At 63.2% G+C, this 25,637-nt stretch carries 32 protein-coding genes and 1 pseudogene; 20 read left to right on the top strand and 13 right to left on the bottom strand.

Annotated features, from left to right (window positions below; all coding sequences use genetic code 11):
• Positions 1 to 19 precede the first annotated feature (19 nt).
• Together NKJ12_RS23375 and NKJ12_RS23370 are read left to right on the top strand one after the other, a co-directional pair.
• Positions 20 to 469, top strand: coding sequence for a DNA polymerase III subunit chi (locus NKJ12_RS23375; RefSeq protein ID WP_352705339.1), 450 nt, complete (start codon positions 20 to 22; stop codon positions 467 to 469).
• 119 nt (positions 470 to 588) lie between these two features.
• Positions 589 to 1,488, top strand: coding sequence for an aminoglycoside phosphotransferase family protein (locus tag NKJ12_RS23370; protein ID WP_352507921.1), 900 nt, complete (start codon positions 589 to 591; stop codon positions 1,486 to 1,488).
• A gap of 28 nt (positions 1,489 to 1,516) precedes the next feature.
• Here the strand turns inward: NKJ12_RS23370 and NKJ12_RS23365 are convergent, their stop codons facing one another.
• A complete protein-coding gene (locus NKJ12_RS23365; RefSeq protein WP_254820302.1) occupies positions 1,517 to 1,984 on the bottom strand; it encodes a carboxymuconolactone decarboxylase family protein in 468 nt (155 codons plus the stop codon).
• Positions 1,985 to 2,069: 85 nt separating this feature from the next.
• On the opposite strand from NKJ12_RS23365, the gene NKJ12_RS23360 reads away from it, so the two are divergent.
• From NKJ12_RS23360 to NKJ12_RS23340, 5 genes are all read left to right on the top strand, one after another.
• Positions 2,070 to 2,741, top strand: a complete 672-nt coding sequence (locus NKJ12_RS23360) for a TetR/AcrR family transcriptional regulator (RefSeq protein WP_352705337.1) — start codon at positions 2,070 to 2,072, stop codon at positions 2,739 to 2,741.
• Positions 2,742 to 2,745: 4 nt separating this feature from the next.
• A complete protein-coding gene (locus NKJ12_RS23355) occupies positions 2,746 to 3,357 on the top strand; it encodes a hypothetical protein (protein WP_352507919.1) in 612 nt (203 codons plus the stop codon).
• Positions 3,354 to 4,202: a 23S rRNA (adenine(2030)-N(6))-methyltransferase RlmJ gene (locus tag NKJ12_RS23350; RefSeq protein ID WP_352705335.1), complete on the top strand. Its 849-nt coding sequence runs from the start codon at positions 3,354 to 3,356 to the stop codon at positions 4,200 to 4,202. Before NKJ12_RS23355 ends, NKJ12_RS23350 begins: the two co-directional genes overlap by 4 nt.
• Positions 4,203 to 4,326: 124 nt before the next feature.
• Positions 4,327 to 4,779 carry a hypothetical protein gene (locus NKJ12_RS23345; protein ID WP_352705333.1) on the top strand — a complete coding sequence of 151 codons (453 nt, stop codon included), beginning with the start codon at positions 4,327 to 4,329 and terminating at the stop codon, positions 4,777 to 4,779.
• A gap of 125 nt (positions 4,780 to 4,904) precedes the next feature.
• Positions 4,905 to 5,657: a sulfite exporter TauE/SafE family protein gene (locus NKJ12_RS23340; RefSeq protein ID WP_352705331.1), complete on the top strand. Its 753-nt coding sequence runs from the start codon at positions 4,905 to 4,907 to the stop codon at positions 5,655 to 5,657.
• A gap of 38 nt (positions 5,658 to 5,695) precedes the next feature.
• Here NKJ12_RS23340 and NKJ12_RS23335 read toward each other — a convergent pair whose 3' ends face one another.
• The gene (locus NKJ12_RS23335) at positions 5,696 to 6,331 is read right to left on the bottom strand and encodes a TetR/AcrR family transcriptional regulator (RefSeq protein WP_352705329.1); all 636 of its coding nucleotides are present in this window, start codon (positions 6,329 to 6,331) and stop codon (positions 5,696 to 5,698) included.
• 178 nt (positions 6,332 to 6,509) lie between these two features.
• Here NKJ12_RS23335 and NKJ12_RS23330 point away from each other — a divergent pair, with 178 nt between their 5' ends.
• From NKJ12_RS23330 to NKJ12_RS23320, 3 genes are all read left to right on the top strand, one after another.
• On the top strand, positions 6,510 to 6,923 hold the full coding sequence (locus tag NKJ12_RS23330; protein ID WP_352689594.1) for a DinB family protein: 414 nt from the start codon (positions 6,510 to 6,512) through the stop codon (positions 6,921 to 6,923).
• 494 nt (positions 6,924 to 7,417) lie between these two features.
• Entirely contained in the window at positions 7,418 to 7,837 is a 420-nt protein-coding gene (locus tag NKJ12_RS23325) for a hypothetical protein (RefSeq protein ID WP_352705327.1), read from the top strand.
• Between the two features lie 491 nt (positions 7,838 to 8,328).
• Entirely contained in the window at positions 8,329 to 8,925 is a 597-nt protein-coding gene (locus tag NKJ12_RS23320) for a glutathione S-transferase family protein (protein ID WP_352479252.1), read from the top strand.
• 76 nt (positions 8,926 to 9,001) lie between these two features.
• Here the strand turns inward: NKJ12_RS23320 and NKJ12_RS23315 are convergent, their stop codons facing one another.
• Positions 9,002 to 9,652: an outer membrane protein gene (locus NKJ12_RS23315; RefSeq protein ID WP_254820293.1), complete on the bottom strand. Its 651-nt coding sequence runs from the start codon at positions 9,650 to 9,652 to the stop codon at positions 9,002 to 9,004.
• A 419-nt stretch (positions 9,653 to 10,071) separates the two neighbouring features.
• On the opposite strand from NKJ12_RS23315, the gene NKJ12_RS23310 reads away from it, so the two are divergent.
• From NKJ12_RS23310 to NKJ12_RS23290, 5 genes are all read left to right on the top strand, one after another.
• A complete protein-coding gene (locus NKJ12_RS23310; RefSeq protein ID WP_352507912.1) occupies positions 10,072 to 10,848 on the top strand; it encodes an SDR family oxidoreductase in 777 nt (258 codons plus the stop codon).
• Complete coding sequence (uvrC, locus tag NKJ12_RS23305; protein ID WP_352705325.1) at positions 10,845 to 12,923, top strand: excinuclease ABC subunit UvrC; 2,079 nt, start codon at positions 10,845 to 10,847, stop codon at positions 12,921 to 12,923. Before NKJ12_RS23310 ends, uvrC begins: the two co-directional genes overlap by 4 nt.
• 100 nt (positions 12,924 to 13,023) lie before the next feature.
• Positions 13,024 to 13,620: a CDP-diacylglycerol--glycerol-3-phosphate 3-phosphatidyltransferase gene (gene pgsA / locus NKJ12_RS23300; RefSeq protein ID WP_254820290.1), complete on the top strand. Its 597-nt coding sequence runs from the start codon at positions 13,024 to 13,026 to the stop codon at positions 13,618 to 13,620.
• 1 nt (position 13,621) lies between these two features.
• Positions 13,622 to 13,879, top strand: coding sequence for a molybdopterin converting factor subunit 1 (gene moaD, locus NKJ12_RS23295; protein ID WP_352507910.1), 258 nt, complete (start codon positions 13,622 to 13,624; stop codon positions 13,877 to 13,879).
• Positions 13,880 to 13,882: 3 nt separating this feature from the next.
• Positions 13,883 to 14,353: a molybdenum cofactor biosynthesis protein MoaE gene (locus tag NKJ12_RS23290; RefSeq protein WP_352507909.1), complete on the top strand. Its 471-nt coding sequence runs from the start codon at positions 13,883 to 13,885 to the stop codon at positions 14,351 to 14,353.
• 18 nt (positions 14,354 to 14,371) lie between these two features.
• Here the strand turns inward: NKJ12_RS23290 and NKJ12_RS23285 are convergent.
• Positions 14,372 to 14,864 (bottom strand): annotated as a pseudogene (locus tag NKJ12_RS23285) (DoxX family protein).
• A 5-nt stretch (positions 14,865 to 14,869) separates the two neighbouring features.
• The gene (locus tag NKJ12_RS23280; protein ID WP_352507907.1) at positions 14,870 to 15,670 is read right to left on the bottom strand and encodes an HvfC/BufC family peptide modification chaperone; all 801 of its coding nucleotides are present in this window, start codon (positions 15,668 to 15,670) and stop codon (positions 14,870 to 14,872) included.
• Positions 15,671 to 15,865: 195 nt separating this feature from the next.
• On the opposite strand from NKJ12_RS23280, the gene NKJ12_RS23275 reads away from it, so the two are divergent.
• Entirely contained in the window at positions 15,866 to 16,633 is a 768-nt protein-coding gene (locus tag NKJ12_RS23275; protein WP_352705323.1) for a YbaY family lipoprotein, read from the top strand.
• A gap of 194 nt (positions 16,634 to 16,827) precedes the next feature.
• Positions 16,828 to 17,097: a hypothetical protein gene (locus tag NKJ12_RS23270; RefSeq protein WP_254820285.1), complete on the top strand. Its 270-nt coding sequence runs from the start codon at positions 16,828 to 16,830 to the stop codon at positions 17,095 to 17,097.
• A 74-nt stretch (positions 17,098 to 17,171) separates the two neighbouring features.
• Here NKJ12_RS23270 and NKJ12_RS23265 read toward each other — a convergent pair whose 3' ends face one another.
• From NKJ12_RS23265 to NKJ12_RS23245, 5 genes are all read right to left on the bottom strand, one after another.
• Positions 17,172 to 17,780 carry a class I SAM-dependent methyltransferase gene (locus NKJ12_RS23265; RefSeq protein ID WP_352689598.1) on the bottom strand — a complete coding sequence of 203 codons (609 nt, stop codon included), beginning with the start codon at positions 17,778 to 17,780 and terminating at the stop codon, positions 17,172 to 17,174.
• A 266-nt stretch (positions 17,781 to 18,046) separates the two neighbouring features.
• Entirely contained in the window at positions 18,047 to 18,469 is a 423-nt protein-coding gene (ndk, locus tag NKJ12_RS23260; RefSeq protein WP_023677669.1) for a nucleoside-diphosphate kinase, read from the bottom strand.
• A 242-nt stretch (positions 18,470 to 18,711) separates the two neighbouring features.
• Positions 18,712 to 18,900 (bottom strand): DUF1905 domain-containing protein, encoded by a 189-nt coding sequence (locus NKJ12_RS23255; protein WP_352507904.1) that lies wholly within the window; start codon positions 18,898 to 18,900, stop codon positions 18,712 to 18,714.
• Between the two features lie 263 nt (positions 18,901 to 19,163).
• A complete protein-coding gene (gene bluB / locus NKJ12_RS23250) occupies positions 19,164 to 19,799 on the bottom strand; it encodes a 5,6-dimethylbenzimidazole synthase (protein ID WP_352507903.1) in 636 nt (211 codons plus the stop codon).
• Positions 19,800 to 20,268: 469 nt separating this feature from the next.
• Positions 20,269 to 20,979: a glutathione S-transferase family protein gene (locus NKJ12_RS23245; protein ID WP_352689599.1), complete on the bottom strand. Its 711-nt coding sequence runs from the start codon at positions 20,977 to 20,979 to the stop codon at positions 20,269 to 20,271.
• A gap of 77 nt (positions 20,980 to 21,056) precedes the next feature.
• On the opposite strand from NKJ12_RS23245, the gene NKJ12_RS23240 reads away from it, so the two are divergent.
• The 3 genes from NKJ12_RS23240 to NKJ12_RS23230 all read left to right on the top strand — a co-directional run bounded on the left by NKJ12_RS23240 (position 21,057) and on the right by NKJ12_RS23230 (position 22,802).
• Entirely contained in the window at positions 21,057 to 21,569 is a 513-nt protein-coding gene (locus tag NKJ12_RS23240; protein WP_352705321.1) for a DinB family protein, read from the top strand.
• 14 nt (positions 21,570 to 21,583) lie between these two features.
• Complete coding sequence (locus NKJ12_RS23235; RefSeq protein ID WP_352507902.1) at positions 21,584 to 21,883, top strand: hypothetical protein; 300 nt, start codon at positions 21,584 to 21,586, stop codon at positions 21,881 to 21,883.
• Positions 21,884 to 22,013: 130 nt separating this feature from the next.
• Positions 22,014 to 22,802 (top strand): GGDEF domain-containing protein, encoded by a 789-nt coding sequence (locus tag NKJ12_RS23230; RefSeq protein ID WP_352705319.1) that lies wholly within the window; start codon positions 22,014 to 22,016, stop codon positions 22,800 to 22,802.
• Positions 22,803 to 22,814: 12 nt separating this feature from the next.
• On the opposite strand, the gene NKJ12_RS23225 is transcribed toward NKJ12_RS23230, so the two are convergent.
• The 3 genes from NKJ12_RS23225 to NKJ12_RS23215 all read right to left on the bottom strand — a co-directional run bounded on the left by NKJ12_RS23225 (position 22,815) and on the right by NKJ12_RS23215 (position 25,631).
• Complete coding sequence (locus NKJ12_RS23225) at positions 22,815 to 23,117, bottom strand: DUF982 domain-containing protein (protein WP_352452964.1); 303 nt, start codon at positions 23,115 to 23,117, stop codon at positions 22,815 to 22,817.
• 164 nt (positions 23,118 to 23,281) lie between these two features.
• Positions 23,282 to 25,363 carry an ATP-dependent helicase gene (locus tag NKJ12_RS23220; protein WP_352705317.1) on the bottom strand — a complete coding sequence of 694 codons (2,082 nt, stop codon included), beginning with the start codon at positions 25,361 to 25,363 and terminating at the stop codon, positions 23,282 to 23,284.
• Positions 25,364 to 25,457: 94 nt separating this feature from the next.
• Positions 25,458 to 25,631: a hypothetical protein gene (locus NKJ12_RS23215; protein ID WP_352507899.1), complete on the bottom strand. Its 174-nt coding sequence runs from the start codon at positions 25,629 to 25,631 to the stop codon at positions 25,458 to 25,460.
• Positions 25,632 to 25,637 lie beyond the last annotated feature (6 nt).

Here is a 25,637-nt window from a genome sequence, read left to right as displayed (position 1 = left end):
GAAAATGTAGACTGAACGCATGGCCGAGATTCTATTTTATCACCTGACCGAATCGACGCTGGAGGATGCGCTGCCCGGCCTCCTGGAGCGCAGTATCGATCGCGGCTGGCGCGCCGTGGTGCAGACCGGCACCGAGGAACGGCGCGACGCGCTGGACCAGCATCTGTGGACTTTCCGGGACGATTCATTCCTGGCCCACGCAACGGACCGCGAAGCCCGTCCCGCCGAGCAGCCGGTGCTTCTGACCGTCAGCCCTGACAATCCGAACCAGGCGCAGATACGCTTCCTGGTCGATGGGGCGGTGCCGCCGGAGCTTGGCGGCTACCAGCGCGCCGTGTTCCTGTTCGACGGTCACGATGCAGCCCAGCTAGAGGCGGCACGCACGCACTGGAAGACAATGAAGGAGGCGGGCCACACCGTGACCTACTGGCAGCAAACGCCCGACCGGCGCTGGGAACGCAAGGCTTAGGGAATTTGCCGCCTAGTGGAATCACTGGCGCCGCAAGAATGCGACGCCAAAAAGATGGACTGCCGGCTATTCAAAAGACCTGAGCAAGCCCGATGCCGCCCGATGAACGAACACCAGGCATGCCGATAGATGCCGCACTTGTTCGCCGGCTGATTGCCGCGCAGTTCCCCAAATGGGCGGACCTGCCGGTAGAGCCGGTCGAGCCTGGCGGCTGGGACAACCGCACGTTCCGACTGGGCGATCACATGTCGGTGCGGCTGCCGAGCGCCGCCGCCTACGTCGCCCAGGTCGAGAAGGAGCATCGCTGGCTGCCCCGCCTGGCGCCTCACCTGCCTCTGCCCATACCCGTGCCGCTGGCCAAAGGCGCGCCCGGGGAAGGCTATCCATGGCCTTGGTCCGTCTATCGCTGGCTTGGCGGCAGACCGGCGGCTGGTGGACTGATTGCCGATCTTACTGAGCTCGCCCGTTCGCTGGCCGGCTTTTTGGTGGCGCTCTACCGGATCGACGCTGCCGATGGGCCACCGGCAGGGCAGCATAATTTCCACCGCGGCGGCCGGCTTTCGGTCTACGACGCCGAGACCCGAGCCGCGCTCTCGGCGCTCGGTGGCCGCATCGACAAGGCCGCAGCCGAGGCCGTGTGGGCGACGGCCCTTGCCTCGGGATGGAAAGGGCCGCCGGTCTGGGTCCATGGCGACGTCGCCTCGGGCAATCTGCTCGTCGAAGATGGCAAGCTGTGCGCGGTGGTCGATTTCGGTAGTTCGGCTATCGGCGATCCTGCCTGTGATCTGGTGATCGCGTGGACGGAATTTTACGGCGAGAGCCGCCAAGCGTTCCGCGACGCCATTGCGCTTGACGAGCACAGCTGGGCGCGCGCTCGGGGCTGGGCGTTGTGGAAGGCGCTGATCGTCGCTTCGGGACATGACGGCAACCAGCGCGAGGCGGAAAAATCGTGGCGGGTCATCAATGAGGTGCTGGCGGATCACACAAACAGTCGGAGCGGGATGGCTAATTCAGTCTGAATGCATCCCGCTCTAACAACGAAAGGCATTACTGCCCGCCCATCTCCTTCTTGAATGTATCGAAATCGACCTGCATGCCGTTGAAGATGGTGCTCCAGTGGCGGGTCAGCGCTGAAACGGCGACCGCCTCCTGGATCTCCTCGTCGGTAGCGCCGGCCCGCTTGGCGTCCTGCGTGTCCGACCAGATGCAGTAGTTGCACGGGATTTGCGCCGCCACCGCCAGCGAGATCAGTGACTTGACCTTCGGCGGCAGCGCCGTCTTGTCGCTGAGCTGGATAGCCTTGACCTCGGCCCATGCACCGGGCAGACCGGCTTTCGGGAACTGCTTTACGAAACCGGGCACCCCGCCCATGGTCGACTGGATGTCCTTGACGGTTGCGTCATACTCATCGGCATAAGAAGGAGTTGCAGCCAGCGTCAGCACACAGGCGGCGGCGAGCAGGCAGGCACGGCGGATGGAAGAATGCGTTGATGAAAGAGTACGATAGACAGACATGACGTTCTCCTCTGGCGTTTGTAGACCTTACGGTGTAAGGTAATGTCGAAAATGAACCTTACAGTGTAAGTTGTCAAGCGGCACCATGGACACATCGATCAAAAAAAAGCGACCGCGCGGCAGACTGTCTCGCGAGATGATCGAGGCTGCCGCTTTGAAGGTGATCGAGAGCGAGGGCCTCGCCGGTTTTTCGATGCGCAAGCTGGCGACTGCACTCGGCTGCGAGGCGATGAGCATCTATCACCACTTTCCTTCGGTGGCGCATCTCTTCGAAGCCTTGGTGGACCGGCTGATCGGCTCCCTCGAAATGCCCGACACGGACCTACCTTGGCGACAAAGGTTGCGCATCGCCGTGCAGGATTTCCGCCGCGTCGCGCGTGAGCACCCGGCTTTCGCCAGCTTCTTCGTTACCTACCGGATGAACTCGCCGACCTGCCTTGCGTGGCTGAACGGCATCCTCGGCCTGTTCGAGGCCGGCGGCTTCGGACCGGAACTTGGTGCGCGGCTGTTCCGTACCACCGGCTATTATCTGATGGGTGCCATCCTCGACGAGACTGCCGGCTATGCGAAGGGGCCTTCGGCCGTGACCACGGTCAGCGATGAGCAACTGGCGCAGGATTTTCCAAAAGTAGCTGCGGCCGGGCGTTATTTCGGCACCGCCGAATTTGACCGGACGTTTGATCTCGGCCTTGATATGCTCCTGGACGAAATGGAACGCGCCCGCGACGACACCAGCGCGCCGAATACCGGGTCTTGACCTCATGCGCTCTCTGTTCGCCCTGATACTGCTCATCGGTACCGGCATCGGCGTCGTCTATCCCTGGGCGATGACCAATTTCTCCGGCCGTGAGATCGGCACCTGGAGGGTTTACGACCAGGGCCGGTTCAAGCCAGTGACGGTGGCCCTTAGCGCACGCGACGGGCCGCTACGCGTGCTGGTCGACCTTACGGCAAGAGCCGAGCGTATCGTCTCGCAGCAGCGCACCGTGTTGACCCTCACTGCCGCCACCGCCGGCAGGACGGTGCTCGCCTCGACGCTGCAGTTCAACCATTCCGACAATCCTCGGCAGGTCAGTCCGCAACTGCCGGACAGGATCTTTCGCGACGAGGCCGGCCTGATCCCGACCGTTACCGCCGGCCCCTATATTTTTACCGTTGGTCCGGGCGACGCCGAGGGCATTCCGATGCGGGCCGTCGACCTCGTCCTGCGCTCGGCTGCCGGCGAGGTCGACCGCCGGGCGCGCCCGGTCGGTTTTTCCCTGATGGCGGCCGGCCTGGCCGGGCTGGTGCTGGCATTCCGTTTCGGCGGCCGTCGGCCGGAAAATCCGAATTCGCAGCCGCCAGCGCCTCGCTGGGGCAGGGGCTCCAATTGAACTATCGCCACGCCTACCATGCCGGAAACTTCGCCGACGTCGTCAAGCATGTCGTGCTCAGTCGGCTGATCGAATATCTGAAGCAGAAGGACAAGGCGTTTCGGGTCATCGACACCCATGCCGGGATCGGCCGTTACGATCTGTCCTCGACCGAAGCGCAAAAGACCGGCGAATGGCAAGGCGGCATCGGCCGGCTGGTCGATGCGGCCCTCGATGCGCCGGCGGCAGCACTGCTGGCGCCGTATCTTGAAGCCGTCCGCTCGCTTAATCCGGACGGCGACGTGAAAAAATACCCGGGTTCGCCGCTGATCGCTCGGCACCTGATGCGCAAGCAGGACCGGCTGTCGGCGGTCGAGCTGCATGCCAAGGATGCCGCCAGGCTGAAGTCGCTGTTCGACGGCGACTTCCAGACCCGGGTGATCGAGCTCGACGGCTGGCTGGCGCTCGGCGCGCATCTGCCGCCAAAGGAGAAGCGCGGCCTCGTCCTCATCGATCCGCCTTTCGAGGAAGAGGGCGAGTTCGGTCGCTTGGTCGACGGGCTGCAAAGAGCCCATCGGCGCTGGCCAGGAGGGATTTACGCGCTCTGGTATCCGCTCAAGGACCGCAAGGCGGTCGCCGCCTTCCGCAGGGCGCTGAAGCAGACGGGCGTTCCCAGGCTGCTCGACATCGGTTTTGAGATCAGGCCGGCCTCCGTCGAGCCGAGCCTCGATGGCTGCGGCATGGTGGTGGTCAATCCGCCCTTCACCCTGGAGGGCGAGTTGCGGACGCTGCTGCCGGCGCTGCACCGGCTGGTTGCTGTCGAGCAGCCATCGCATTGGACGCTGGACTGGCTGGCGGGAGAGTAGTTTGAGATGCGGTCCTTGCCGTTCCCTCAGTGCAACCGCGTCACCACAACCATAGTCGCTACAACCGCTTGACCGCGCGTCAGCGAATCCGCACAGTGCGCGCAGTCGACCTTGAGAGGCTGCCATGACTCGCTTCGCCCAATCCGCCCTTGCCGTACTGCTCGCCGTTTGCACGCCGCTGGCTGCGCCTCTTGGCGTTACTCCGGCGGTGCAGGCCGCCGACCTTGCAATCTATACTGACGAGGACAGCGGCGTGTGCGGCGAGGCCTGGGTGCTGAACAAAATCACCGACCGCTTCTCCTATCAGGTGCATCACGTGCCGCATCTGCCGGATGTGCAGATCGTCGACTTCCAGCGCATCCACCAGCATCGCTATCTGCCGGCCGACGACATCTGGCCGATCGGTCGCCGTTATTGCGGCGCGACCGTCAGCCTCTCCGACGGTCGCGCCCGCACCATCTGGTACTTGATCGAGGAAGGCCAGGGTTTTGCCTCGATCGGCGACAATGTTGAATTCTGCGTGTCGGGCTTCGACCGCTGGATGGTCTACAACGGCCGCTGCCGCGTCCTGCGCTGATCGCGCACTCGCTGATTCCGACTTTTTAGCACCGGCCACCTGATCGACCGTCACCGTTTCCATGCGGCGCAGCATTCGCGGGAAGCGCGATCTGCTGTCACGAGTTTGCGGGGAAACAGCACCACATGGATTTGCTTGTTTATACTGTTGCTCTCGGCGCGGTCGTTGCTGGCTTCGTCCAGGGGCTTTCCGGGTTCGCTTTCAGCCTGGTTGCCATGTCGATTTGGGTTTGGACCGTGGAACCCCAACTGGCTGCTGCCATGGCGGTCTTTGGGGCGCTCACCGGTCAGATCATCGCTGCCGTCACCGTCCGCCGGGGTTTCGACCTCAGGCTTCTGCTGCCCTTCCTGATCGGCGGGACCATAGGGATTCCGGTCGGTGTCGCCATCCTGCCCTTGCTGGATGTGCAGTTGTTCAAGCTGGTCTTCGGCGCGCTGCTGGTCGTTTGGTGTCCCTTGATGCTCTTTGCGCGTCGCCTCCCTCCCATCACGGTCGGGGGTCTTGTTGCAGACGGTGCAATAGGTCTGGTCGGTGGCATCATGGGTGGACTTGGCGGCTTCACCGGCCCGGTTCCAACGCTGTGGTGCGTGCTGCGCCAATGGGAAAAGGACAGGCAGCGTATTGTCATCCAGAATTTCAACCTTGTGACCCTCTCCATGACGATGGCCGCCTATCTTGCGGCCGGAAAGATCAAGCTCGAAATGCTGCCGATGTTTGCCGTCGTCGCGCCGGCGATGTTGATACCGACACTCCTTGGCGCGAGACTCTACATCGGCGTTAGCGAGGCGACTTTTCGAAAGATCGTCCTCACACTCTTGGCCGCATCAGGTGCGGCATTGTTGGCATCGTCCTTGCCGCACCTCACAAGCCGGGTTTGAACGACACACAGAAATCCCGACTTCCGCCGTGCCATGCGCTATCGACCGGTACGGCCCGCTCCCGACAGGTAGGCGCAGATCAGTTCGACGAGTTGCTTTTGCAGCTCCGGCGCGGCGAGCATGTTCCGGCGTGCCGCGTTGTGGATCACACCTTCGATCGCTGACGACAGCACCCGCGCCACGGTCTCCATGTCGGCGCCTTTCCTTGGCTTGCGATAACTGGCGACAGCAGTCGCATAGTGATTGAGGTATTGTGCCTGGAACGAAGCATGGGCGGCCCTGGAGCCACGATCGCCAGGCGCCTCGTCGAGCAGCACCTGGTGTAGTGTCGGGTGAATGCTGTGTGCCGCGATCATGCCGCGCACCAGCTCCTGCGCGAATGTCCTGAGCGGCTTTTGGTCTTCCGCCGAATCGCGAATGACCGACAGCACATGATCGAAGTGACGGCGCCGGACGGCTGCGAGCAGGGAGAGCTTGTCGGGAAAATACTGGTAGAGCGTGCCGATGCTTACACCTGCTGTCTCGGCCACTTTGTTGGTGGTGAAGCCGGCCCAGCCCAGCCCGCTCAGAACATGAGCCGCTGCCTCGATGATCGCCTCGACGGTTGCCCTGGAACGCGCCTGGCGCGGCTGCTTGCGCATGCGCGTATGCGGTTTTGCAATGCGAGTAGACACGCCCTCTCATTCTCCTGAAAATATAAACAACATACTCGCATTTCCGGAAAAGGACACCGACCATGAGTGCGCTCGCTCTGGTTCGCGGCCTGTTTGCCTATCAGGCCTGGGCCATGACGAACTGCTGGAAAAGCTCGCGAGTCTCGACCCGCATGTTCACGGCAAGGAACGGCAGGCCGTGATACGGCTCGTCGATCACAGCCATGTGGTGTCGCGGATATTCTCGGCGCACCTGGTTGACGCAAGCCATGGCTACTCCGCCGCCACCACTGAGGACACGCCGGCGTTCGACGAACTTCGCGCCGCGGTCGCAGCGACCGATCGCTGGTATCCCGATTATCTCGAAACCGTTTCGTCGCGGCAGCTGTCCGAGCCCCTCGCCTTCGTGTTCACCGACGGGGATAAGGTATTGATGTCGCGACAGGAAATGCTGACCCACGTCGTACTGCACGGCGGCTATCATCGCGGTGAAGCGGGGCGCATCCTGGCACAGATTTCCGTCATGCCGCCATGGGATACCTTCGCCGTCCATCTCCACAGGGCCGAGCCTTCGCGCCGGCTGCAGATGAGCCGTGAGCCGCCCGGCGCCTGAACGGCCAAGCGCTTTCGATCACGCGGTCGGCTCGACCGGATCTATCGAACGATATCCTGTCCTTCAGAAATGTGAGCTGTCTGCTTACTTTCATCGCGCCGTGCAAGATAGTGCAGCGGCGTGCTCGTCGCGTTGCTTCCTACTTACCTGTAGTTTATCTTTTCAAACAAGACGAGGCGGGCGACCGCCTTCGTTCTGGACAATGTTCGCGCTGCGCGCCGGACGTTGAAGCGCAAAGCTGGTCGAAAAGGTCCTGAGCTTGACGAGAAGACCGGTCGAGATAGAGCGGCCAGAATTTCTGTCGCAGAACTTCACTGCGGGAGACAAAGATTCGCAGCCGGTTTTTGCGAGGGTAAAATGGTCGTGCGCTCGCCGTAACCGAAACTTAAGCTGCAAAAATCATTCTAATGCTTCGCTGGCTAGCAAGCCGCGAGTCAGATATGCAATACGCGCCGGGTCAATAACGGCCGTCGGCACAACGGAAGGGGCATGATATGGCTAAGCAGTCATCCAAGGCGCCGGCATCCAAGGCACCGGCAAAGAAAGCACCAGCAAAAGCAGCCGCGGCAAAGGCCGCAACTGCTGTGAAGAAAGCGGTACCCGCTGCCAAAGCGAAGGCCGCCGCGCCTAAGGCAAAAGCAGCGCCGGCCAAAAAGCCGGCCGCCAAGGCCGCGGCAAAACCGGCCGTGAAGAAAGCAGCACCTGCTAAGGCAAAGGCAGCACCGGCCAAGGCTGCACCCGCAAAGAAGGCGGCACCGGCCAAGAAGCCGGCTGCAAAGGCCGCCGCGAAGCCAGCTGCGAAGAAGGCAGCACCGGCAAAGGCCGCCGCTGCGAAATCTTCTGCGGCAGTGAAGAAAGCAGCGCCCGCGGCCAAGCCGAAAGCAGCGCCCGCAAAGGCGAAGGCCAAGAAGTAGTCGCCGCCCTGCTACCGTCGGGGACAATACTCAAGACAGTCAGGGCGGGATGCCGGACAGGCGCCTCGCTTCTTGGTTGACGGTCGGGCAGAACGAGAAAGAGGCGGGAGGAAGACGTCTTTTCGCAGCTCCCAGGGCTTCGCCATGCGGCGAAGTCCGGTGGGATTTTCGTGGCTGCCAAAGGCTAACCTTCGGTGCAAGGCCGAGTTGGTAGCCAATCGGATTTGGATTGTCCGACCCGCTCGCGTCTGCCGCCGCACTGCGGCTTATCGCATCGCGATTGACGTCGAGACAATGGTTGTACGCTGGCGGCGCGGTTTTCCGCCTCTGGCCGTTGATGAACCCTGCATGACCGGTCAACAGTGCCCACGCACGAGCCCCTGTCGGAATCGATTTTCGGTGAGGGTCATGCGCGAAGTCACAATGCTACCGCGTCCTTTTGCGCGTCCAACGGGGCATATGGAGCTGTAGCCGGCAAACAGGAATCGACAATGCCCAGACTGCTCTACGCGTCTACTTCCCCCTACAGTTCCAAGGTGCGCATGGCAGCACTTTATGCTGGCATCGCGGTCGATCTCGTGCCGATAAAGACCGAGGAAAGGCCGGCCGAACTGATCGGCGCCAATCCGCTCGGCAAGATCCCGGTGCTGGTGCTCGATGACGGCCGCTCGGTCCACGACAGCCGCGCCATCACGCAGCATCTCAACCGGATGTCGAAGAACGCATTGTTTCCGCGCAATCCCGACAGGCGCCTTGAGGCGGAGGTGCTGGAGGCATTGGCCGACGGTATCTGCGACTGTGCGCTGTCGATGGTCTATGAGCGGCGCACGCGGCCGGAAGAGATGGTCTACCAGCCTTGGCTCGAGCGCCAGTGGACGAAGATTTCGGCCGCGCTCGATCTGCTCAACGCCAACCCGCCGAAGCTGCCGAAGAAAATCACCTTAGGCCAAATCGCATTGCGCGCCTGCCTTGGCTATCTCTCGCTGCGCTTCGCCGGAAAATGGGAAAAGGGCCGCGGCCGGCTGACGCGCTGGGCGGCGCGCTTCGACGAGAAATTCCCGGAACTGAAGCCGGCCATCCCGGCCTGAGGGCGGGCGGCCCAACCGGTGCCACAAAAAAAGCCGGGCGCGAGGCCCGGCTTTTTCGTGTCGTGGCTTGGACGACTTAGAACTTCATACCGACGCCGAAAGTGACGCGATTGTCGGTCGACTTAACTTTGCCGATACCGTCGAAGTCCTTCCTGCCGAAGTCCGTGTAACGATACTCGACACGGCCGAACACATTGTCGGTGATCTTGATGTCGGTACCGACGCCGGCTGTCCAGCCGAACTGCGTGTTGGTGTCGCTTACGCCGGCAGCTTCAATCTTCTGGTTCTTCAGCGCGCCACCGGCGGTGCCGTAGAGCAGGATGTCCGGGCTGACGGCATAGCCGAGGCGGGCACGCAGCGAGCCCTCGAAGCCACCCTTGGCCTCGATGCCGGCATCGTCGCCCTTGACGCCGTTGTAGCCGATATCGGCTTCGGCACCGTAGACGAAGTTCTCCTGCTGCCAATTATAGCCGCCGAAGACGCCGCCGACAAAACCCTTGGTGTCGACGTCGACGCCAATGTCTTTGGCTTTGGCATGGCCGGCGAAGCCGTAGCCGACGCTCACACCGGCATAGGGACCGGCCCAGGATGCGACCGGAAGTTCTGCAATCGGGGCAGGTGCCGGCGGCTCTTCCTGAACCACGTCCGCGGCATAGGCAGTTCCGCCGAGGGCGAACAGCCCAAACGCCACCGCCAGCGGTCGCGCAAATTTAAGATTGGCTTGCATTGTTCTTTACTCCTTAAGCCACAGGACACAGGCTTGTTTTTCATGAGCGCCCTCAACCCGTCCGGGGGATGAAACGGATCCGGCGTTCAACGGTTGCAAATGTCGTGTCGAAATGCGGCTGAAGCGAACCTGAACTTGGGTCATTCCCTGGCACGAATGAGGCAGAACCTTGACGTTGCATCTTCGCAACAGCGAATGTCAGCAGGTTCGCCGTGCTGCACTGCACACGGCTTGGTATAAGGGCTCCAGCGCCCTATATTGCGGACGGGCTGGCCCGAATTCCGGTCGAACCAGAACGCCCACCGGCCACTTTGCCACAATCTTGCCCCAGGTGGAAATGGGATTTAACGCTTGGCGGGCCATAATTTGCCGGCGCTATCCCGGCAGGTCGGAATCGGCATCGGATTAAGGATTGACAGATGAGCAAGGTCGCCGCGACGGCACTGGTGACGGGCGGGGCGAGGCGGATCGGCAGGGCGATCGTCGAAGATCTTGCCGGGCATGGTTTTGCCGTCGCCATTCACTGCAATCGCTCGCTGGCCGAGGCGGAGGCGCTCGCGGCCGAAATCAACGGTGGTCATTTTGGTCGACATGGCCGGGCCGCCGTGGTTGCTGCCGACCTGACCGACATGGATGCCGTCGGCAACCTTGTCGGCCGCGCGGCGGCGGCGCTCGGGCCGGTGTCGCTGCTGGTCAACAACGCCTCGCTGTTCGAGCACGACAGTGTTGAGGATTTCGACTGGCCGGCCTGGGATCGCCATTTCGCCGTGCATGTCAAGGCGCCGGCGCTGTTGGCGCAGACTTTCGCCCGGGCCTTGCCGCAGAACAGTGAGGGGCTGATCGTCAACATGATCGACCAGCGCGTCTGGCGCCCGACGCCGCGTTATTTTTCCTATGCGCTGTCGAAGTCGACATTGTGGGCGTCGACCGAGATGATGGCGCAGGCGCTGGGTCCCCGCATCCGCGTCAACGCTATTGGTCCTGGCCCGACCTTGAAGAACACGCGCCAGCACGACAGCGATTTCGATGCCCAGATTGCCGGGCTGATCCTGAAACGCGGCCCGGAATTGCCGGAATTCGGTGCCACCATCCGTTATCTGTGGGCGGCACGCTCGGTCACCGGCCAGATGATTGCGCTCGACGGCGGCCAGCACCTTGCATGGCAGACGCCCGATGTGACAGGCATGGCGGAATGAGCCCCATGGACCAGAAACAAAAAACGCGCGGTGGCGCCGACGACCTGCCGCCCGAAATCGACCTCGAGGACGAGGCGGCCGAAGAGGTCGTCGAGCCTGCGGCCGGCGGTCCGGACGTCACCTTCACCGCCATCGACTGGACCCCGCATGCCGGCGACGCCGACGGCATGGTCGGCGCCGAGGTGATCCAGACGCTGGTCAAGCGGCTGCCCAATGCGCCCGGCGTCTACCGGATGATGAATGCCGCCGGCGACGTGCTCTATGTCGGCAAGGCACGCAGCCTCAAGAAGCGGGTCACCAGCTACGCGCAAGGCCGGTTCCACACCAGCCGCATCGGCCGCATGGTGCGCGAGACGTCGACGATGGAGTTCGTCGTCACCCGCACCGAGATCGAAGCGCTGCTGCTTGAAGCCAACCTCATCAAGCGCTTGCGGCCACGCTTCAACGTGCTGATGCGCGACGACAAGTCGTTCCCCTATATCCTGTTGACCGGCGATCATGTCTCGCCCGGTATCTACAAGCATCGCGGCGCGCGCTCACGCAAGGGAGACTATTTCGGCCCCTTCGCCTCGGCCGGCGCCGTCGGCCGTACCATCAACTCGCTGCAGCGCGCCTTCCTGCTCAGGAGCTGCACCGACTCCTTCTATGAGAACCGCACCCGGCCTTGCCTTTTGTTCCAGATCAAGCGCTGCGCCGGCCCATGCACCGGCGAAATCTCGCATGGCGATTATGCAAGGCTTGTCGCCGAGGCGAAGGATTTCCTTTCCGGCCGCAGCCAGAAGGTGAAGACGGAGATCTCCGCCGCCATGCAGCAGGCTTCGGAGAACCTCGATTTCGAACGCGCCGCCATCTATCGCGACCGGCTGGCGGCGCTGTCGCATGTGCAGAGCCATCAAGGCATCAATCCGCAGACCGTCGACGAGGCCGATGTCTTCGCCATCCATCAGGAGGGCGGCCAGGTCTGCATCCAGGTGTTCTTCTTCCGCACCGGCCAGAACTGGGGCAACCGCGCCTATTTTCCCAAGGCCGATCCGGCGCTCGAAGCCGGCGAGGTGCTGGGATCGTTCCTGGCGCAGTTCTACGACGACAAGCCGACGCCGCGCACCATCCTGTTGTCGCATGGCGTCGAGGACCAGGAATTGCTGGCGGAGGCGCTCTCCACCCGGGCCGGCCGCAAGGTGTCGATCTCGGTGCCGCAGCGCGGCGAGAAAAAGGACCTGACCGACAATGCGCTGCAGAATTCGCGCGAAGCGCTCGGCCGGCGGCTGGCCGAAACCTCAACTCAGGCGCGGCTGCTCACTGGCTTTGCCGAGACCTTCGGCCTGGAAAAGCCGCCGGTGCGCATCGAGGTCTATGACAACTCGCACATCATGGGAACCAACGCCGTCGGCGCCATGGTCGTCGCCGGGCCGGAAGGGTTTGTGAAGAACCATTATCGAAAGTTCAACATCCGCTCGACCGAGATCACGCCGGGCGACGATTTCGGCATGATGCGCGAGGTGATGCAGCGGCGCTTCTCGCGGCTGTTGAAGGAACATGGCGATGCCCCGCAAACCGAGGGCACGGGCGAGGCGAACCCTACCGAACCGGGCGACGATATCGAGGACGCGGGCGGCTTCCCCGCCTGGCCCGACGTCATCCTCATCGACGGCGGCCAGGGCCAGATGACGGCGGTGCGCAAGATCCTCGCCGATCTCGGCATCGAGGATCGCGTTGTCGCCATCGGCATCGCCAAGGGTCAGGACCGCGATGCCGGCCGCGAACGCTTCTTCGTAAAGGGCAGGGCCCCATTCTCGCTGCCCGTTCGCGATCCGGTGCTCTATTTCGTCCAGCGACTGCGCGACGACGTCCATCGCTTCGCCATCGGTTCGCACCGCGCCCGCCGCAAGAAGGAGATGGTCAAGAGCCCGCTCGACGAGATCAGCGGCATCGGCCCGGGCCGCAAGCGCGCGCTGCTGATGCATTTCGGTACGGCCAAGGCGGTCAGCCGTGCCGCCGTCGAAGACTTGGTCAAGGTCGACGGCATTTCCGAACAGGTGGCGAAATTGGTCTACAATCATTTTCACGAGAGCTAAGACTTATTGCCGATATTTCGGCTGGCTAATCGATTCTGGCCTGTTGACCCCCCACATTCGCTTCTGATTTGACTAAGCAGGCAGAAAGAGTTCCCAAAACATGTCCCAGCGCGCGTTCAACCTGCCCAACATGCTCACTTACGCCCGCATCCTGGCGGTGCCGCTGGTCGTGCTGTGCTTTTTCCTGGAGGGTCATCTGAAATCGAGCGACTTCGCCCGCTGGTCGGCGCTCATCATTTTCCTGCTCGCCTCGATCACCGATTACTTCGACGGCTATCTGGCGCGCGCCTGGCAGCAGACCTCCAACATCGGCAAGATGCTCGACCCGATCGCCGACAAGCTGCTGGTCGCCACTTGCCTGCTGCTGCTTGCCGCCGACACCGACCGCCATGCCGGCATCGCCGGCTGGTCGCTATGGGCGGCGATCATCATCCTGTGCCGCGAGATCCTGGTCTCGGGCCTGCGCGAATATCTGGCGGCTTTGAAGGTCTCGGTGCCGGTGACGCAGCTCGCCAAATGGAAGACCACCATCCAGATGATCGCCATCGCCTTCCTGCTTGCGGGCCCGGCCGGCGACAAGCTCTTTCCGCTGACCACCCAGACCGGGCTGGTGCTGCTGTGGATCGCCGCCCTGGTGACGCTCTACACTGGCTACGACTATTTCCGCGCCGGCCTCAAGCACATCATGGACGAGTAGCATGTCGACGAAGCTCATTTATTTCGCCTGGGTGCGCGAGCGGATCGGCAGACCGGAAGAAGACGTCGAGTTGCCGGCCGGCATCGAAACGGTCGCCGACCTGTTGCGCTGGCTGAAATCGCGCGGCGAGGAATACGAGCACGCGCTGCAATATCCTGACGTGATCCGCGTCGCCATCAACCAGGAACATGTCGAGCACCGCGAAAAGATCGCCGGCGCGCGCGAGATCGCGCTGTTCCCGCCGATGACCGGTGGCTGAACCATGTCCGCGGTGGTGCCTGTCGTGCGCATCCAGGCGGAGGATTTCGACGTCGCCGCCGAGATCGCCAGGCTGAACAGGGGTCGCAACGACATCGGCGCTGTGGTGACCTTCTCCGGCCTCTGCCGCGATGAGCAACGCAGGCTCTCCGCGCTCGAGCTCGAACATTATCCCGGAATGGCGGAAGCCGAGATATCCCGCATCGCCGGCGAGGCAATCGCGCGCTGGCCGCTGCAGGGGCTCACCGTCATCCATCGCCACGGCAAGATCGCGCCGGGCGAAAACATCGTGCTGGTGGTGTCCGCTTCGGCCCACCGGCAGGCGGCGTTCGAGGCCGCGAATTTCCTGATGGATTATTTGAAATCACGGGCGCCGTTCTGGAAAAAGGAACACCATAGCGACGGTTCCGAAGGCGGCTGGGTCGACGCCAAGGAGGCCGACGACAAGGCGGCGAGCCGCTGGAAGCGAGACTGACCAGGCTTCCGCGAGCCCTCAACCTTTGTCAGTGCCGATCAGATGATCGAGCGAAATCCGGCCGGGTCCCCAGGCCATGATGCCAAGCGCCATCGCCGCCCAGGTAATGTGCAGCGGCGAGCCGTCCGGCACGGTGAGCTCGATGACCAGCGTCATCAGCAGCAACCCGAACGCCGCCAGTCGCGTCGCCAGGCCGAAAACAAGGAGAACTGGCAACACGATCTCCGCTGACCCTGAAGCGAACGCCACCAGCGCGGGTGCCGGAAAATCATAAGGACCGCCCGGCAGATGCAATTTGAGTTCCGAGCTGAAAAGCAGCACTGCGACATCGTTCAACTGTAGAAAACCGTCCCATGTTGACGCCGGACCGCCAGAACGGGACAGCGAGCGCGCAGCGCAGGACAAGCTGCGTCAGCGATGGCGTCGCGATCGTGCGCAGGGCGGCATTCAGCCTTTCGACGAGAGCGGCGAACCCTCGCGGTTCGGTGCTCGCGTTCTGCCTATGGCTCATCGTGCTCACCTTTCCTGATGTGCCGTCGTGAAGGCTCCCGCTTCCAGCACACCGGCAATGTTGGCGGAAAGCTCGAATTCGGCACTCTCCGCAAACGCTGCCGCGGCCGCTGCACCGAGCGACTCGCCCGCGACCAGATGCGAGATAAATACTGCGCCGCCGGGCGGTAGGTGGCGGACGAAGACCTCGAGGCCGGGCCGCGTGACCAGCGCATCTTCAGCGCCCGTTGCCCGGATCGGCCCAACAGGAGCGTCGTTCCGGTTTGCCGCGAAGACTGTGACTGCCGGGAACCGGGAGCGCGCGATCCGCGTCGCCGGATGCGGCCGCAGCACGGTGTCGGCAAGCCTCTCGCGAGGGATCGACGCCAGTGCCTCAGCCGACAGCGCCTCCGCGTCGGCGGCATGATAGGCATCGAGCCAGGCCCGCTCGATGCGCGCCACGTCGGCCAGCCACGGCATCGACTGCGCGTGTTCGTAGCGCTCGATGAAATCGGGAAAGTCGCGGCCATATTCGAATAGAAGCGGCGAGGTGGGTGGCGTTTCGCGGATGTGAAAGCGCGCCATCGCGCGAAAGAAATCCGGGCCGGTGATGCGCAGCGTCGCTGGAAAGCTGGCGGCCAGCGCATCGATCAGGCTGACCGTGACGTTGTTGCGGTAGACGGCATATCGCTTGATCGCAGCCTTCCCGTTCGGCCCCGAGACAGAGTCAGGCGGGGCACGGTCAGGATCGAGCAAACCGGCGGTGAATGCCGCCGCATAGTCAAACCGGCGGCCGAGATCGCCCGACTGGAGCTCATCCTGCGGCATGGGCTTTTCCGAGACAGTCGCCGAGCGTGGACTGAACAGAGTTTGCGGAGCGGCCAAGAAGCCCGACGACAAGGCGGCGGGCCGCTGGAAGCGCCCCGCCGTCCAAACAAATTCCTGGGACAGCCATGCCAATACGCCGCCGGCCATTCATTGACCGCAATCCTGCGAAACCCTTTGCCGAAGGGGAGCAGGATCATGCTGGACAGGATCGCCGAGTTCTTCATCTTCGGACTGGTGCCGCTGGCCGTTGGCATACTTGCCGTTCCGGATCGTTCCGTGGCTGCCGAAAAGACCCTCAAGGGCGAGGTGATGTATCGCGAGCGCATCGCGCTGCCGCCCAATGCCGTGCTTTCCGTGCAGCTTGCCGACGTGTCGCTGGCCGACGCGCCGGCAGCAATCATCGGCGAGCGCAAGGTGGTGCCGGCCGGCCAGGTGCCGATCAAGTTCGAGATCAGCTTCGACCCGCGGGTGATCCGGCCTGATATGACCTACGCGCTGCAGGCGCGCATCACCGTCGATGACCGGCTGCTATTCGTCACCGATACGCGCCATCAGGTCGACCCGCTCAGCGACGCGCCACAGACCATCATGCTGAAAATGGCGGCGCCGGGCGACGAGCCGGCGGCACCTTCCGTGTTCGGCCAAAGCTGGCTGGTCGAATATATCGACGGCGTCGGCGTGATTGCCGAGCCGCGGGCGACATTCCGCATCAGCGAAGCCGGCAAGGCCGGCGGCAGCGGCCCTTGCAACGTCTATTTCGCCACCGCCAGGATAAACGGCTCGACGATCGCTATCAGCGACATCGGCTCGACCTTTAAGGCCTGCGCGCCTCAGGTCATGGCCGAGGAAAAGGCGCTGTTCGAGGCGCTGGCCAAAGCAGCATCCTACCACGTCGACGCCGGCAAGCTTGTCATCGCCGACAGAGATGGCCGCGACATCCTGCGCTTCAATGCCGCGAGCTAGCGCTTAGTCCGCGCCGATTGGCCCGCGCGGCAGCCGCATGTCGATCACGATGTGTTTCAGCGGGAAGAGGCCGGGCAGAGGGCGCGTTAGTTCCACATAAAATGGCGGGTAAGGCAAAAGGGACATTTGTCCCTTCGTTGAAGCCGCCAGAATGGCTGCGGCTCGTTCTGGCCTTAACTCAAAGGAGTCCAGACATGAAAACGCACACGCTTATCCTTGCCGCCACCGGTGCATCGCTCCTTGCCTTTACCGGCCTTGCCAAGGCGGACGACCATCTTGTCAATGCTCTTGACCACGGTCTCAAAGCGGACAGCCAACCGTTCCAGACCAACAAGGCCGGCCATAGCGGCGATCTCGCACCGGGGCAGGGCAGCCCGTTTTCAGGTGAAGAGACCAAGACCCCGTCCACCGACACGGAGGCGGCGAATGAACATGCGAACGTGAAGGAACGCCAGGCGAAATAGACTGACAGAACCCGCCGCTAGGGGGCGGCGGGCGACACACATCCTAGCGACAAAGTCGCATACGCCCGGCATTCTCAATTTGTCGCTTGTTTGAATACCGCGCCATAGTGATAGGGCGGCACATCAACCAATTCGGCAAGCTTGAACCCGCTCGCTTCCACCGCCGCGATGGTCTGTTTGGGTGACAGCCTCAGCTCGGTCTTTGGCCCGCGCGGCTCGCCCAAGAGCGTGGTTTGCTCGCGCGGATACTGGTGCCAGTTGACGATGGCAAAACGACCGGCAGGGTCAAGCGTCGTCCGCACGGCGCGGGCAAGGCGCGGCCGGTCCGGAACGCCATGGAAAGCGTTGGCCATGAAAACGAAGTCGACGGTCTGAGGCACCAGCCCGGCAAGCTCATAGGCGTCGCCCGCCACAAACTCGCAATTGCCCGCGCCGCCTTCGGCCAACCGCCGCCTTGCGACTTCGAGCAGATCGGCATCGATGTCGATAGCGATTACATGACGGGCGACCCTGGCGATTGGCAGCGTGAACCAGCCGTCGCCGCAGCAGAGATCGACCACGTCCGTGCCGGGCTTCATGCCTACTGCCGCCAGGACGCTGGCGGGCTCGGGCCACAGCGCTTCCCACCAGCCGCTGGTTGGCATTTCGGTGCCCTGGAAGAAGCCGGGAATGGCGCTGGTCATGGCCTTGTCGGCTCCCCAAAATCCTCATTGTCGGGACGGCGTTTGATCCGCCCTCCGAGCTTAACGCACCGGTGACCCGTCGAGGAGCCTGAAGCTGAAAATGTCCGCTACTGCATATCGCGCAGCAGCGTGCAGCGGTTTTGCGATACCGGCATGCATCAAAACAAGAACCTGAAGTGCATCGCATGAGACCGATCGAACGCGACGCGCTTTAGCGAAAAAGGCCGGCGTTGCGCCGGCCTTTTGATGGGGTTCGGAATGCCGGCTTAGCCGACGATCTCGGTATCCGAGAACCAGTATTTGATCTCTTGCGCGGCGGTTTCCGGCGCATCGGAACCGTGCACGGAGTTCTCGCCGATCGACAGTGCGTGCAGCTTGCGGATAGTGCCTTCGGCGGCGCTTGCCGGATTGGTGGCGCCCATCACTTCGCGGTTCTTGGCAATGGCGTTCTCGCCTTCCAGTACCTGCACGACTGTCGGGCCCGACGACATGGATTCGACCAGCTCGCCGAAGAACGGACGTTCCTTGTGCACGGCATAGAAACCTTCCGCCTCGCGGCGGCTCATCCACACCCGGCGCGAAGCCACGACGCGCAGGCCGGCATCTTCCAGTATCTTGGTGATAGCGCCGGTGAGATTGCGACGGGTCGCGTCCGGCTTGATCATGGAAAAGGTGCGTTCGAGCGCCATGGGGTCGTCCTTGTGATGGAGAGTGGAATTGAGGGTGGCGGGCTCTATACAAGCCGCCCGCCGCCTTGCCAAGGGGAGGCCGGCGCAGCGCGCATTTCTGCGGTGGGGCGGCGGACTTTCAAGTCGAACCATGCCGCCGCTCATCTTTTTGTTGAGATCGGATTTTCCGACAACCGGTACCCACTTGGGTCCGATCGACTGGCCGCCCTATAGCGCGTCGTCGTCAGCCTGACCCGACGTCGTCATAACTGCATCTCGATCGTCAGGTTGGCCGTGTCGCCAGCCCCGAGGCCTTCGCGGACCCGCACCGCGGTCTTGATCGGCAAGAGCAGGCTGCCGGATTTCTTGTCGGGAAACAGCGATGTCCGCCATCTGGTCTGGCCGATGACGGCCTCCACGCCAAGGGAGCCCCAGGGGCCTTGCCATCCCAACCATCGCCGCCTTGATCCGGGCTCCAAGCTCCGGCGGCAGGGTCACGAAATGCCAGCCGCCCTTGCCCGGATAGACCCAGATCTCGGCCTGCATGTCGTAGCGAAACATTCTATGCACTTCCTCAGGTCAAGGCCTTCACGACCGGCTTTGCCATGGTGTCTTGCTGGCATGCTGACGATCGGCGAACCATCCATGATATCCACAGCCCTGCTGGGGAGGAGTCATTCTTCCCCGCAAGGAGGATGGCAGCGCTGCCATTCCACTACCGCCTTGTCACGATAGACGGCCGCCGCGTTTCCCAGCCTTCCCGTTCCAGTTCCGGCACGCTGTGGTTCTCGCTGGGGTAGCCGATGCAGAAGTAACCGATCAGTGTCCACTCCGGCGGCACGTCCAGGATCGTCGCCATCTCGGCCGGATCTAGGATCGAGACCCAGCCCATGCCTATTCCCTCGGCGCGCGCCGCCAGCCACATCGTGTGGACCGCCATGACAGCGGAATAGTCTATGGTGGCTGGCATGGTCTGGCGGCCAAGCCCATGCCCTTGCTCGGTTGCGCGGTCGGCGAAAACCGCAAGCTGGCAGGGCGCCTCGTTCAGGCCGGCAAGTTTCAGGCGCCCATAGAGCGCGGCGCGTTCACCGCAAAAATTTGCGAGTGCCTCCGCGTTGCAGCGCTCGAAGCATGCCCTGACGGCGGCGCGGCATGTTTCGCTCTCGACGATGACGAAGCGCCAAGGTTGGCTCAGCCCGACGGACGGCGCGGCGCTGGCAAGCTCGAGCAGCCGCTCCAGCGCCCCTTCCGGGAGCGGCGTCGGCTTGAACCGCCTGACGTCGCGCCGCCACAGGAAGAGCTTGGCGAGCCCGGCGCGAAAGTCGGCCGGGAACTCTGGGTTTGCGGTCATGGCGCGCTGCCTTTGTTGTGGTTGCCCGGTTCGCCGGATTTTCGTCTTGTTTGCTTCGATCCGGGCAGTGATGCGGCGCCTCAAGCGACACGTCGTCTACCCGCGTTGTCGCATTTCGCCGGGCGGGAATTCTAATCCATGTCGCGCAAAAGTGTGCAGCGGTTTTGCGGCAACGACATGCGTCAAAACAAGTGCATGTCGCGCAAAGGTGTGCAGCGGTTTTGCGGTAACGACATGCATCAAAACAAGAACCTAAAGCGCGTCACATGAGGCAGGCCAAACGCGACGCGCTTTAGAGGCCGGGCGACGTTGCCGTCATTTACGCCGTTGAACCTTGATCGGCAAACAAAACCCGCCTCGGCAAGCCGGGCGGGTCGTCGGTACGAATCAGCACCATACCCAAATTAGTAGCATAGCTGCCGGCACAAAGCAAGAACAAAATGTGGCGTTGCCGATGAAGCTGCCGAGCTCAACTTGCGAGAGGTGCGATCGCTGCCGGCGCGACCGTGCGGCCGAGGCCGCCATGCAGATCGAGGCATCGTTCGAACCATTGAGCCACGACATCGCTGTCGTCGAGCAGCCGGTAGGGCGTGGCGATACGCGCCCATTGCAGCGCGCCGAAAACGATGTAATCGGCAAATAGCGGCGACGGGCCGCCAATGAAGGGCTGATAGCCGAGCATCGAGCGGAGCGGCTCCAGCGAGGCGCGGAAGCCGGCGAGCCCGGCGTCGCGGGTGGCGTAAACCGCCTCCAAGCGCTTGCCGAAGCGCTGTTCGCGGTTCTGCCGGAAATAGGCGGCATTCGCCTCGTCCTGCATGGCATGCAGGTCCAGTAGCGCCGCGGTGGTGACGTAGGGATGGATGGTCAGCTGCGACCAGCGTTCGATGAAGCGCGCCGTCGCCTTACCGCCGTCGCCGGAAAACAATGTCGGCCGCTCGGGATAGGCCTCCTCGAGATAGAGCGCGATGGCGAAGGAATCGGCGACCACCGTCTCGCCGTCGCGGATCACCGGAACGAGCTTCGAGACACCGCCTTCCACCTTCGGCACTTCGAGGAAACGGGTCGGCACGCTGGTGATGTCGAGCCCTTTGTGGGCCAGCGCCATCACCGCCTTCCAGCAATGTGGGCTGAATGGGCGGGCGGCGTCGCGTCCAACAAGGTCGTAGAGCAGAATGGTCATTGGCGGCAGCGTCCTTGCAGTCTAACTATGGCCGAAACAGACCCGCGCGAAACAGGGTCCCGCAGGTCGAGAGAAGAATGAAACAGCATTTCAGGATGTTTGCGGCCTACAATCAATGGGCCAACGGCCGCATCTACGATGCCGCCGCCGATCTCGACGAGGAAGAGTTCGACCGCAATGTCGGCGTCTTCTTCGGCTCGATGATGGGAACGCTCAACCACCTCCTGGCAGCCGACCGTATCTGGATGAAACGCTTCACCGGCGAGGGCGACGCGCCGGCAAGGCTCGACACGATCCTGCACCGCGCCTTGCCAGGCTTGCGGCTGGCGCGCGAGGCCGAGGACAAACGGATCATCGACTGGGTTGCCGGCTTGAGCGACAAGGCGCTGTCGGGCCGCTTCTCCTACGTGACCGTCTCGGATATGCGCACCGTCTCGCAGCGGTTGGCGCCGGCGCTCGACCACTTCTTCAACCACCAGACCCACCACCGCGGCCAGGCGCATGCGATCCTGACCGTTCTGGGCAAGCCAAGCCTCGGACTGGACCTGACGATGTTCCAGCGCAGCGAGGAGGGCAGGGCATTCGCCTGAACCTGGGGCGGCTGGTGAAGCGGATGGTCGATAGCGGACGATCTGCCGAGATTGCAAAAAGCGCCAAAACATTTTATGGAGCGCATGGTCGTGAGGGCGGCCGCTTCAGCAGCATTCAGCAGCAACAGCGAGAATTGGCACGCATGCCCAATGAACCCTTGCGCCTTGTGGCGTTCTTCGCCGTGGTCCTGGCGCTTCTCAACTCCGGTTATTATTTCCACCAGGGCGACATTGTCGCGACCATCTATTTCATGATCGGCGCCATTCTTGTGACTGCGGTGACCCGGATGAGCATCAGAAGGCAGCTGATTTAGGACCGATCTTCTTATCTGGCCGCCATCTCGACGGCTGGTTCGCTTCGACTGCGATCGAATTGAAAGCAAAGTCTTAGGACTTCGTTTGTGCTGTTGCTTCAAGGTAGCCGGCTGAAGCAGGAGCAAAAGCATGCAGATCGATGTGTCCCCGACGAGCTGGGGCAGGGTCGTGGCGGTTACCGTTGCGGGCACGGCGGTCTGCATTGCAGCCGCATTCCTCGTCGATTCCTTCAATTTCCCATATTTGTCGCCGGAAGCGCTGTGGCGGGCGCAGCTGACCGACCTGCTGCTGCCGCTTATCCTGGCCAGCTCGTTCTTCTTTTTCCTGATGTGGAAAATGCGCCAGCTGGCGATCGCGCAAAAGGCACTGGCCGTCGTCGCGGCGACCGACAGCCTGACGGCGGTGTTCAACCGGGGTGCGTTTTCCATGCTCGTCGAGGCCTATCTCGAACAGGCCCGCAGCCATTCTGTCGTTAATGCCGGCGCCTTGCTTATCGTCGATGCCGACCATTTCAAATCCGTCAACGACCGCCTCGGCCACGACTGCGGAGACCAGGCGCTCAAGCTGATCGCCAAGACAATCCAGGGCCAGCTACGCGGCGCCGATATCGTCGGCCGGATCGGCGGCGAGGAATTTGCGGTTTTCCTTCCCGGCGCAGATCCTTCGCAGTCCTGGCTGGTGGCGGAGACAATTCGCCGACGCGTCCGTGAGGCGGAGTTCTCGCCTGACGGCCGGCCCTGTCCTCTCTCGGTCAGCATCGGCGGCGTCGCCTTCAGCGGGCCGACCACCTATGCCGAGATGTTCGTGGTGGCGGACAAGCACCTTTACGAGGCCAAATCGAACGGCCGCGATCAGGTCAGTTTCGAACCCGCAGCAGCGGGCGACCCGCCGGGCGGCGGCCCGATGACGGTCCATTGATGGTCGTTTCGGTCAGGCGGCGTAGCCGCCGAGGCCCCGGGCGACCGGCTTGACCGAGACCGCCGGCTGGGCGGCCGGCCAGAGGATGCCTGCCGTTACGGCAAAGGTGATCAGGGCGTCGCGTGCCGCTTCGGCCGAGATCTCGCCGGCACGTGCCGCCTCGCAGGCCTTTACCGCGGCGCCATAGCTCAGCCGGCGGCGCGAAGGCGGGAACTCGGTCAGGAATTCGTGCATCTCGGAGAACGAAGCGATCGTACGCTTGTAGCCGGCGCCAACAGTTAGGGCGACCGGGGTCGAAAACGTCCTGTCGTGCATTCTGGCCTCTCGAATGGGCGGAGGTCACGGCGGACGCCGTTCTCCGGTCTGGGGGTCGGGCAGAAACGCGGATCACGGCGCGAGGTTCCATGTTGCCGGGATTGTTTTTTCGCCGGCTCTGGGAGCGGTCGCCGGGCGAGCAGCGCCGGCGTCGAGGCGGGTGCCTATTTCCACATGCCGCGCATGCGGGCGCCGAGGTCGACACGCACCTGCGGCTGGCGGCGCGGATCGTCTCTGGCCTGGACGCTGGCCCATGCCACCTGCTCGAAGGCGCCGAGGATCGAGCGCGGGATGAAGCGCGTGCGCGAGGCATAGACGTGGCGGTCGCCGCGCGCCGCCTGGCCGTGGACGAAAAAGCGATGCGGCATGACCAGGTGCAGGCTGTCCTTGGCCCGCGTCATCGCCACGTAGAGCAGCCGCCGCTCCTCGTCGACGTCCTCCTTGCTGCCGACGCCGAGATCGATCGGGATGCAGCCGTCGACGGTGTTGAGCACGAAGACGTTCTTCCACTCCTGGCCCTTGGCCGAATGGATCGTCGACAGGATCAGATAATCCTCGTCGCGGTGCGGCGGGCCGGCCTCGTCGCTGGTCGCGTCCGGCGGATCGAGTGTCAGCTCGGTGAGGAAGCGCTCGCGCGACGCATAGCCGGAAGCGATCTGCTCGAGCTGCAGGAGATCGGCCCGGCGCATCGTTGCATCCTCGTGGATACGTTCCAGATGCGGCTCGTACCAGAGCCTGACCTGTTCGATGTCGGCCGGCCATTTTTGCGCGCCGGCACGCAGGCCGCTATAGAGCGCGACAAAGCCCGGCCAGTCGTCGGCGGCACGCTGCGGCGGCCGATAGCGGGCAAGCCCCATCGTCTCGTCGAGCGAATTTGCCATGGTCTCGACGATCGCATTGGCGGCCGAAGGGCCGATGCCCGGCAGAAGTTGCAGCACGCGAAAGCCGGCGACGCGGTCGCGCGGGTTTTCGGCAAAGCGCAGCACGGCCAGCATATCCTTGACGTGGGCGGCATCGAGGAATTTCAGCCCGCCGAACTTGACGAAGGGGATGTTGCGGCGCGTCAGCTCGATCTCCAGCGGGCCGCTATGGTGCGAGGCGCGAAACAGCACCGCCTGTGCTTTGAGAACGGTGCCGGCCTCGCGTTCGGTGAGTATCGCCTGGCAGACATAGCTCGCCTGCTCGGTCTCGTCGCGCACACTCACCAGCTTCGGCTTTTCCGCAGATTTGCGCTCGGTCCAGAGATTTTTGGTGAAACGCTCCGACGCTTCGCCGATCACCGCATTGGCCGCCGCCAGGATCGTCTCGGTCGAGCGGTAGTTGCGCTCCAGCATGACGACCTCGGCCGGCTGCGCGAACTGCTTCGGAAAATCCAGGATATTGCGCACTTCCGCGGCGCGGAACGAATAGATCGACTGCGCGTCGTCGCCGACCACCGTCAGCCCCGATCCGTCGGGCTTGAGGGCCGTCAGGATCGAGGCCTGCAGCCGGTTGGTGTCCTGGTATTCATCGACCAGCACATGGTCGAAACGTGCACCCAGATGCGCGGCGATTTCCGGCTCGCCGGCCATCTGCGCCCAGTAGAGCAGCAGGTCATCGTAATCGAGCACGTTCTGCGCCTGCTTGGCCTCGACATATCGGGCGAACAATTGCTTCAGCTGTTCGGCCCAGCCGGCGCACCACGGGAACACCGAACCCAGCACCTCGCCGAGCGGCGCCTGTGCGTTGACGGCGCGCGAATAGATCGCCAGGCAGGTGCCCTTGGTCGGGAAGCGGGCTTCGGTCTTCGAAAACCCAAGCTCGTGGCGGACGAGGTTCATCAGGTCGGCGGAATCCTCGCGATCGTGGATGGTGAAGGCCGGATCGAGACCGATCTCCAGCGCATAATCGCGCAGCAGCCTGGCGCCGATGCCGTGGAACGTGCCAGCCCAGCTCAGCGCATCGGTGATCACCGAGGCATCGCGCCCCAGCACCTCGCCGGCGATGCGCTCGACCCGCTTGGCCATTTCCGCCGCAGCACGGCGCGAAAATGTCATCAAAAGAATGCGGCGCGGGTCGGCACCCCTGACGATCAGATGCGCGACCCGGTGCGCCAGCGTGTTGGTCTTGCCGGAGCCGGCGCCGGCAATCACCAGCAACGGTCCGGCGATCTTGCCGTCGCCATGTTCGACGGCAAGCCGCTGCTCGGCGTTGAGCTTCGCCAGATAGGCCGGCTGGAAGGACGAATCACGGGCGGCGAGGTTCATCGCCCATCAAGCATCGTTTCTGCTTTGTTCGCAACGGTTTGCGGAGCCGGAATAGGGCCCGTGAGCGAAGAAGCCTTGCGGGCAGGCCTGTCGACTAACGCTCGGGCTCGACGCCCATCCTTGCCGATTGCCGCCGCAGCGCCTCGCGATCGTCCTGCGGCGGCGGCAGCAGCAGCGGATCGAAATCGTCGGGCACCTCATCGATCACTTTCCTGGCGACGCGATAGGCGACATAGACGATTGCCCCGGCGATGAGCAGACGGATCATGCCTTC

This window comes from Mesorhizobium sp. M0195, from assembly GCF_040322115.1.
GTDB lineage: Bacteria > Pseudomonadota > Alphaproteobacteria > Rhizobiales > Rhizobiaceae > Mesorhizobium.
The sequence above is the reverse complement of the archived record's forward strand: the minus strand, read 5'-3'. Positions and strand labels throughout refer to the sequence as shown.

Bases quoted from the DNA above. Each gene is read 5' to 3' on its own strand.
- NKJ12_RS23375 (WP_352705339.1), top strand. From the start codon at position 20: ATGGCCGAGATTCTATTTTATCACCTGACCGAATCGACGCTGGAGGAT.
- NKJ12_RS23370 (WP_352507921.1), top strand. From the start codon at position 589: ATGCCGATAGATGCCGCACTTGTTCGCCGGCTGATTGCCGCGCAGTTC.
- NKJ12_RS23365 (WP_254820302.1), bottom strand. From the start codon at position 1,984: ATGTCTGTCTATCGTACTCTTTCATCAACGCATTCTTCCATCCGCCGT.
- NKJ12_RS23360 (WP_352705337.1), top strand. From the start codon at position 2,070: ATGGACACATCGATCAAAAAAAAGCGACCGCGCGGCAGACTGTCTCGC.
- NKJ12_RS23355 (WP_352507919.1), top strand. From the start codon at position 2,746: ATGCGCTCTCTGTTCGCCCTGATACTGCTCATCGGTACCGGCATCGGC.
- NKJ12_RS23345 (WP_352705333.1), top strand. From the start codon at position 4,327: ATGACTCGCTTCGCCCAATCCGCCCTTGCCGTACTGCTCGCCGTTTGC.
- NKJ12_RS23340 (WP_352705331.1), top strand. From the start codon at position 4,905: ATGGATTTGCTTGTTTATACTGTTGCTCTCGGCGCGGTCGTTGCTGGC.
- NKJ12_RS23325 (WP_352705327.1), top strand. From the start codon at position 7,418: ATGGCTAAGCAGTCATCCAAGGCGCCGGCATCCAAGGCACCGGCAAAG.
- NKJ12_RS23320 (WP_352479252.1), top strand. From the start codon at position 8,329: ATGCCCAGACTGCTCTACGCGTCTACTTCCCCCTACAGTTCCAAGGTG.
- NKJ12_RS23315 (WP_254820293.1), bottom strand. From the start codon at position 9,652: ATGCAAGCCAATCTTAAATTTGCGCGACCGCTGGCGGTGGCGTTTGGG.
- NKJ12_RS23310 (WP_352507912.1), top strand. From the start codon at position 10,072: ATGAGCAAGGTCGCCGCGACGGCACTGGTGACGGGCGGGGCGAGGCGG.
- uvrC (WP_352705325.1), top strand. From the start codon at position 10,845: ATGAGCCCCATGGACCAGAAACAAAAAACGCGCGGTGGCGCCGACGAC.
- pgsA (WP_254820290.1), top strand. From the start codon at position 13,024: ATGTCCCAGCGCGCGTTCAACCTGCCCAACATGCTCACTTACGCCCGC.
- moaD (WP_352507910.1), top strand. From the start codon at position 13,622: ATGTCGACGAAGCTCATTTATTTCGCCTGGGTGCGCGAGCGGATCGGC.
- NKJ12_RS23290 (WP_352507909.1), top strand. From the start codon at position 13,883: ATGTCCGCGGTGGTGCCTGTCGTGCGCATCCAGGCGGAGGATTTCGAC.
- NKJ12_RS23280 (WP_352507907.1), bottom strand. From the start codon at position 15,670: ATGCCGCAGGATGAGCTCCAGTCGGGCGATCTCGGCCGCCGGTTTGAC.
- NKJ12_RS23275 (WP_352705323.1), top strand. From the start codon at position 15,866: ATGCTGGACAGGATCGCCGAGTTCTTCATCTTCGGACTGGTGCCGCTG.
- NKJ12_RS23270 (WP_254820285.1), top strand. From the start codon at position 16,828: ATGAAAACGCACACGCTTATCCTTGCCGCCACCGGTGCATCGCTCCTT.
- NKJ12_RS23265 (WP_352689598.1), bottom strand. From the start codon at position 17,780: ATGACCAGCGCCATTCCCGGCTTCTTCCAGGGCACCGAAATGCCAACC.
- ndk (WP_023677669.1), bottom strand. From the start codon at position 18,469: ATGGCGCTCGAACGCACCTTTTCCATGATCAAGCCGGACGCGACCCGT.
- bluB (WP_352507903.1), bottom strand. From the start codon at position 19,799: ATGACCGCAAACCCAGAGTTCCCGGCCGACTTTCGCGCCGGGCTCGCC.
- NKJ12_RS23245 (WP_352689599.1), bottom strand. From the start codon at position 20,979: ATGACCATTCTGCTCTACGACCTTGTTGGACGCGACGCCGCCCGCCCA.
- NKJ12_RS23240 (WP_352705321.1), top strand. From the start codon at position 21,057: ATGAAACAGCATTTCAGGATGTTTGCGGCCTACAATCAATGGGCCAAC.
- NKJ12_RS23230 (WP_352705319.1), top strand. From the start codon at position 22,014: ATGCAGATCGATGTGTCCCCGACGAGCTGGGGCAGGGTCGTGGCGGTT.
- NKJ12_RS23225 (WP_352452964.1), bottom strand. From the start codon at position 23,117: ATGCACGACAGGACGTTTTCGACCCCGGTCGCCCTAACTGTTGGCGCC.
- NKJ12_RS23220 (WP_352705317.1), bottom strand. From the start codon at position 25,363: ATGAACCTCGCCGCCCGTGATTCGTCCTTCCAGCCGGCCTATCTGGCG.
- NKJ12_RS23215 (WP_352507899.1), bottom strand. From the start codon at position 25,631: ATGATCCGTCTGCTCATCGCCGGGGCAATCGTCTATGTCGCCTATCGC.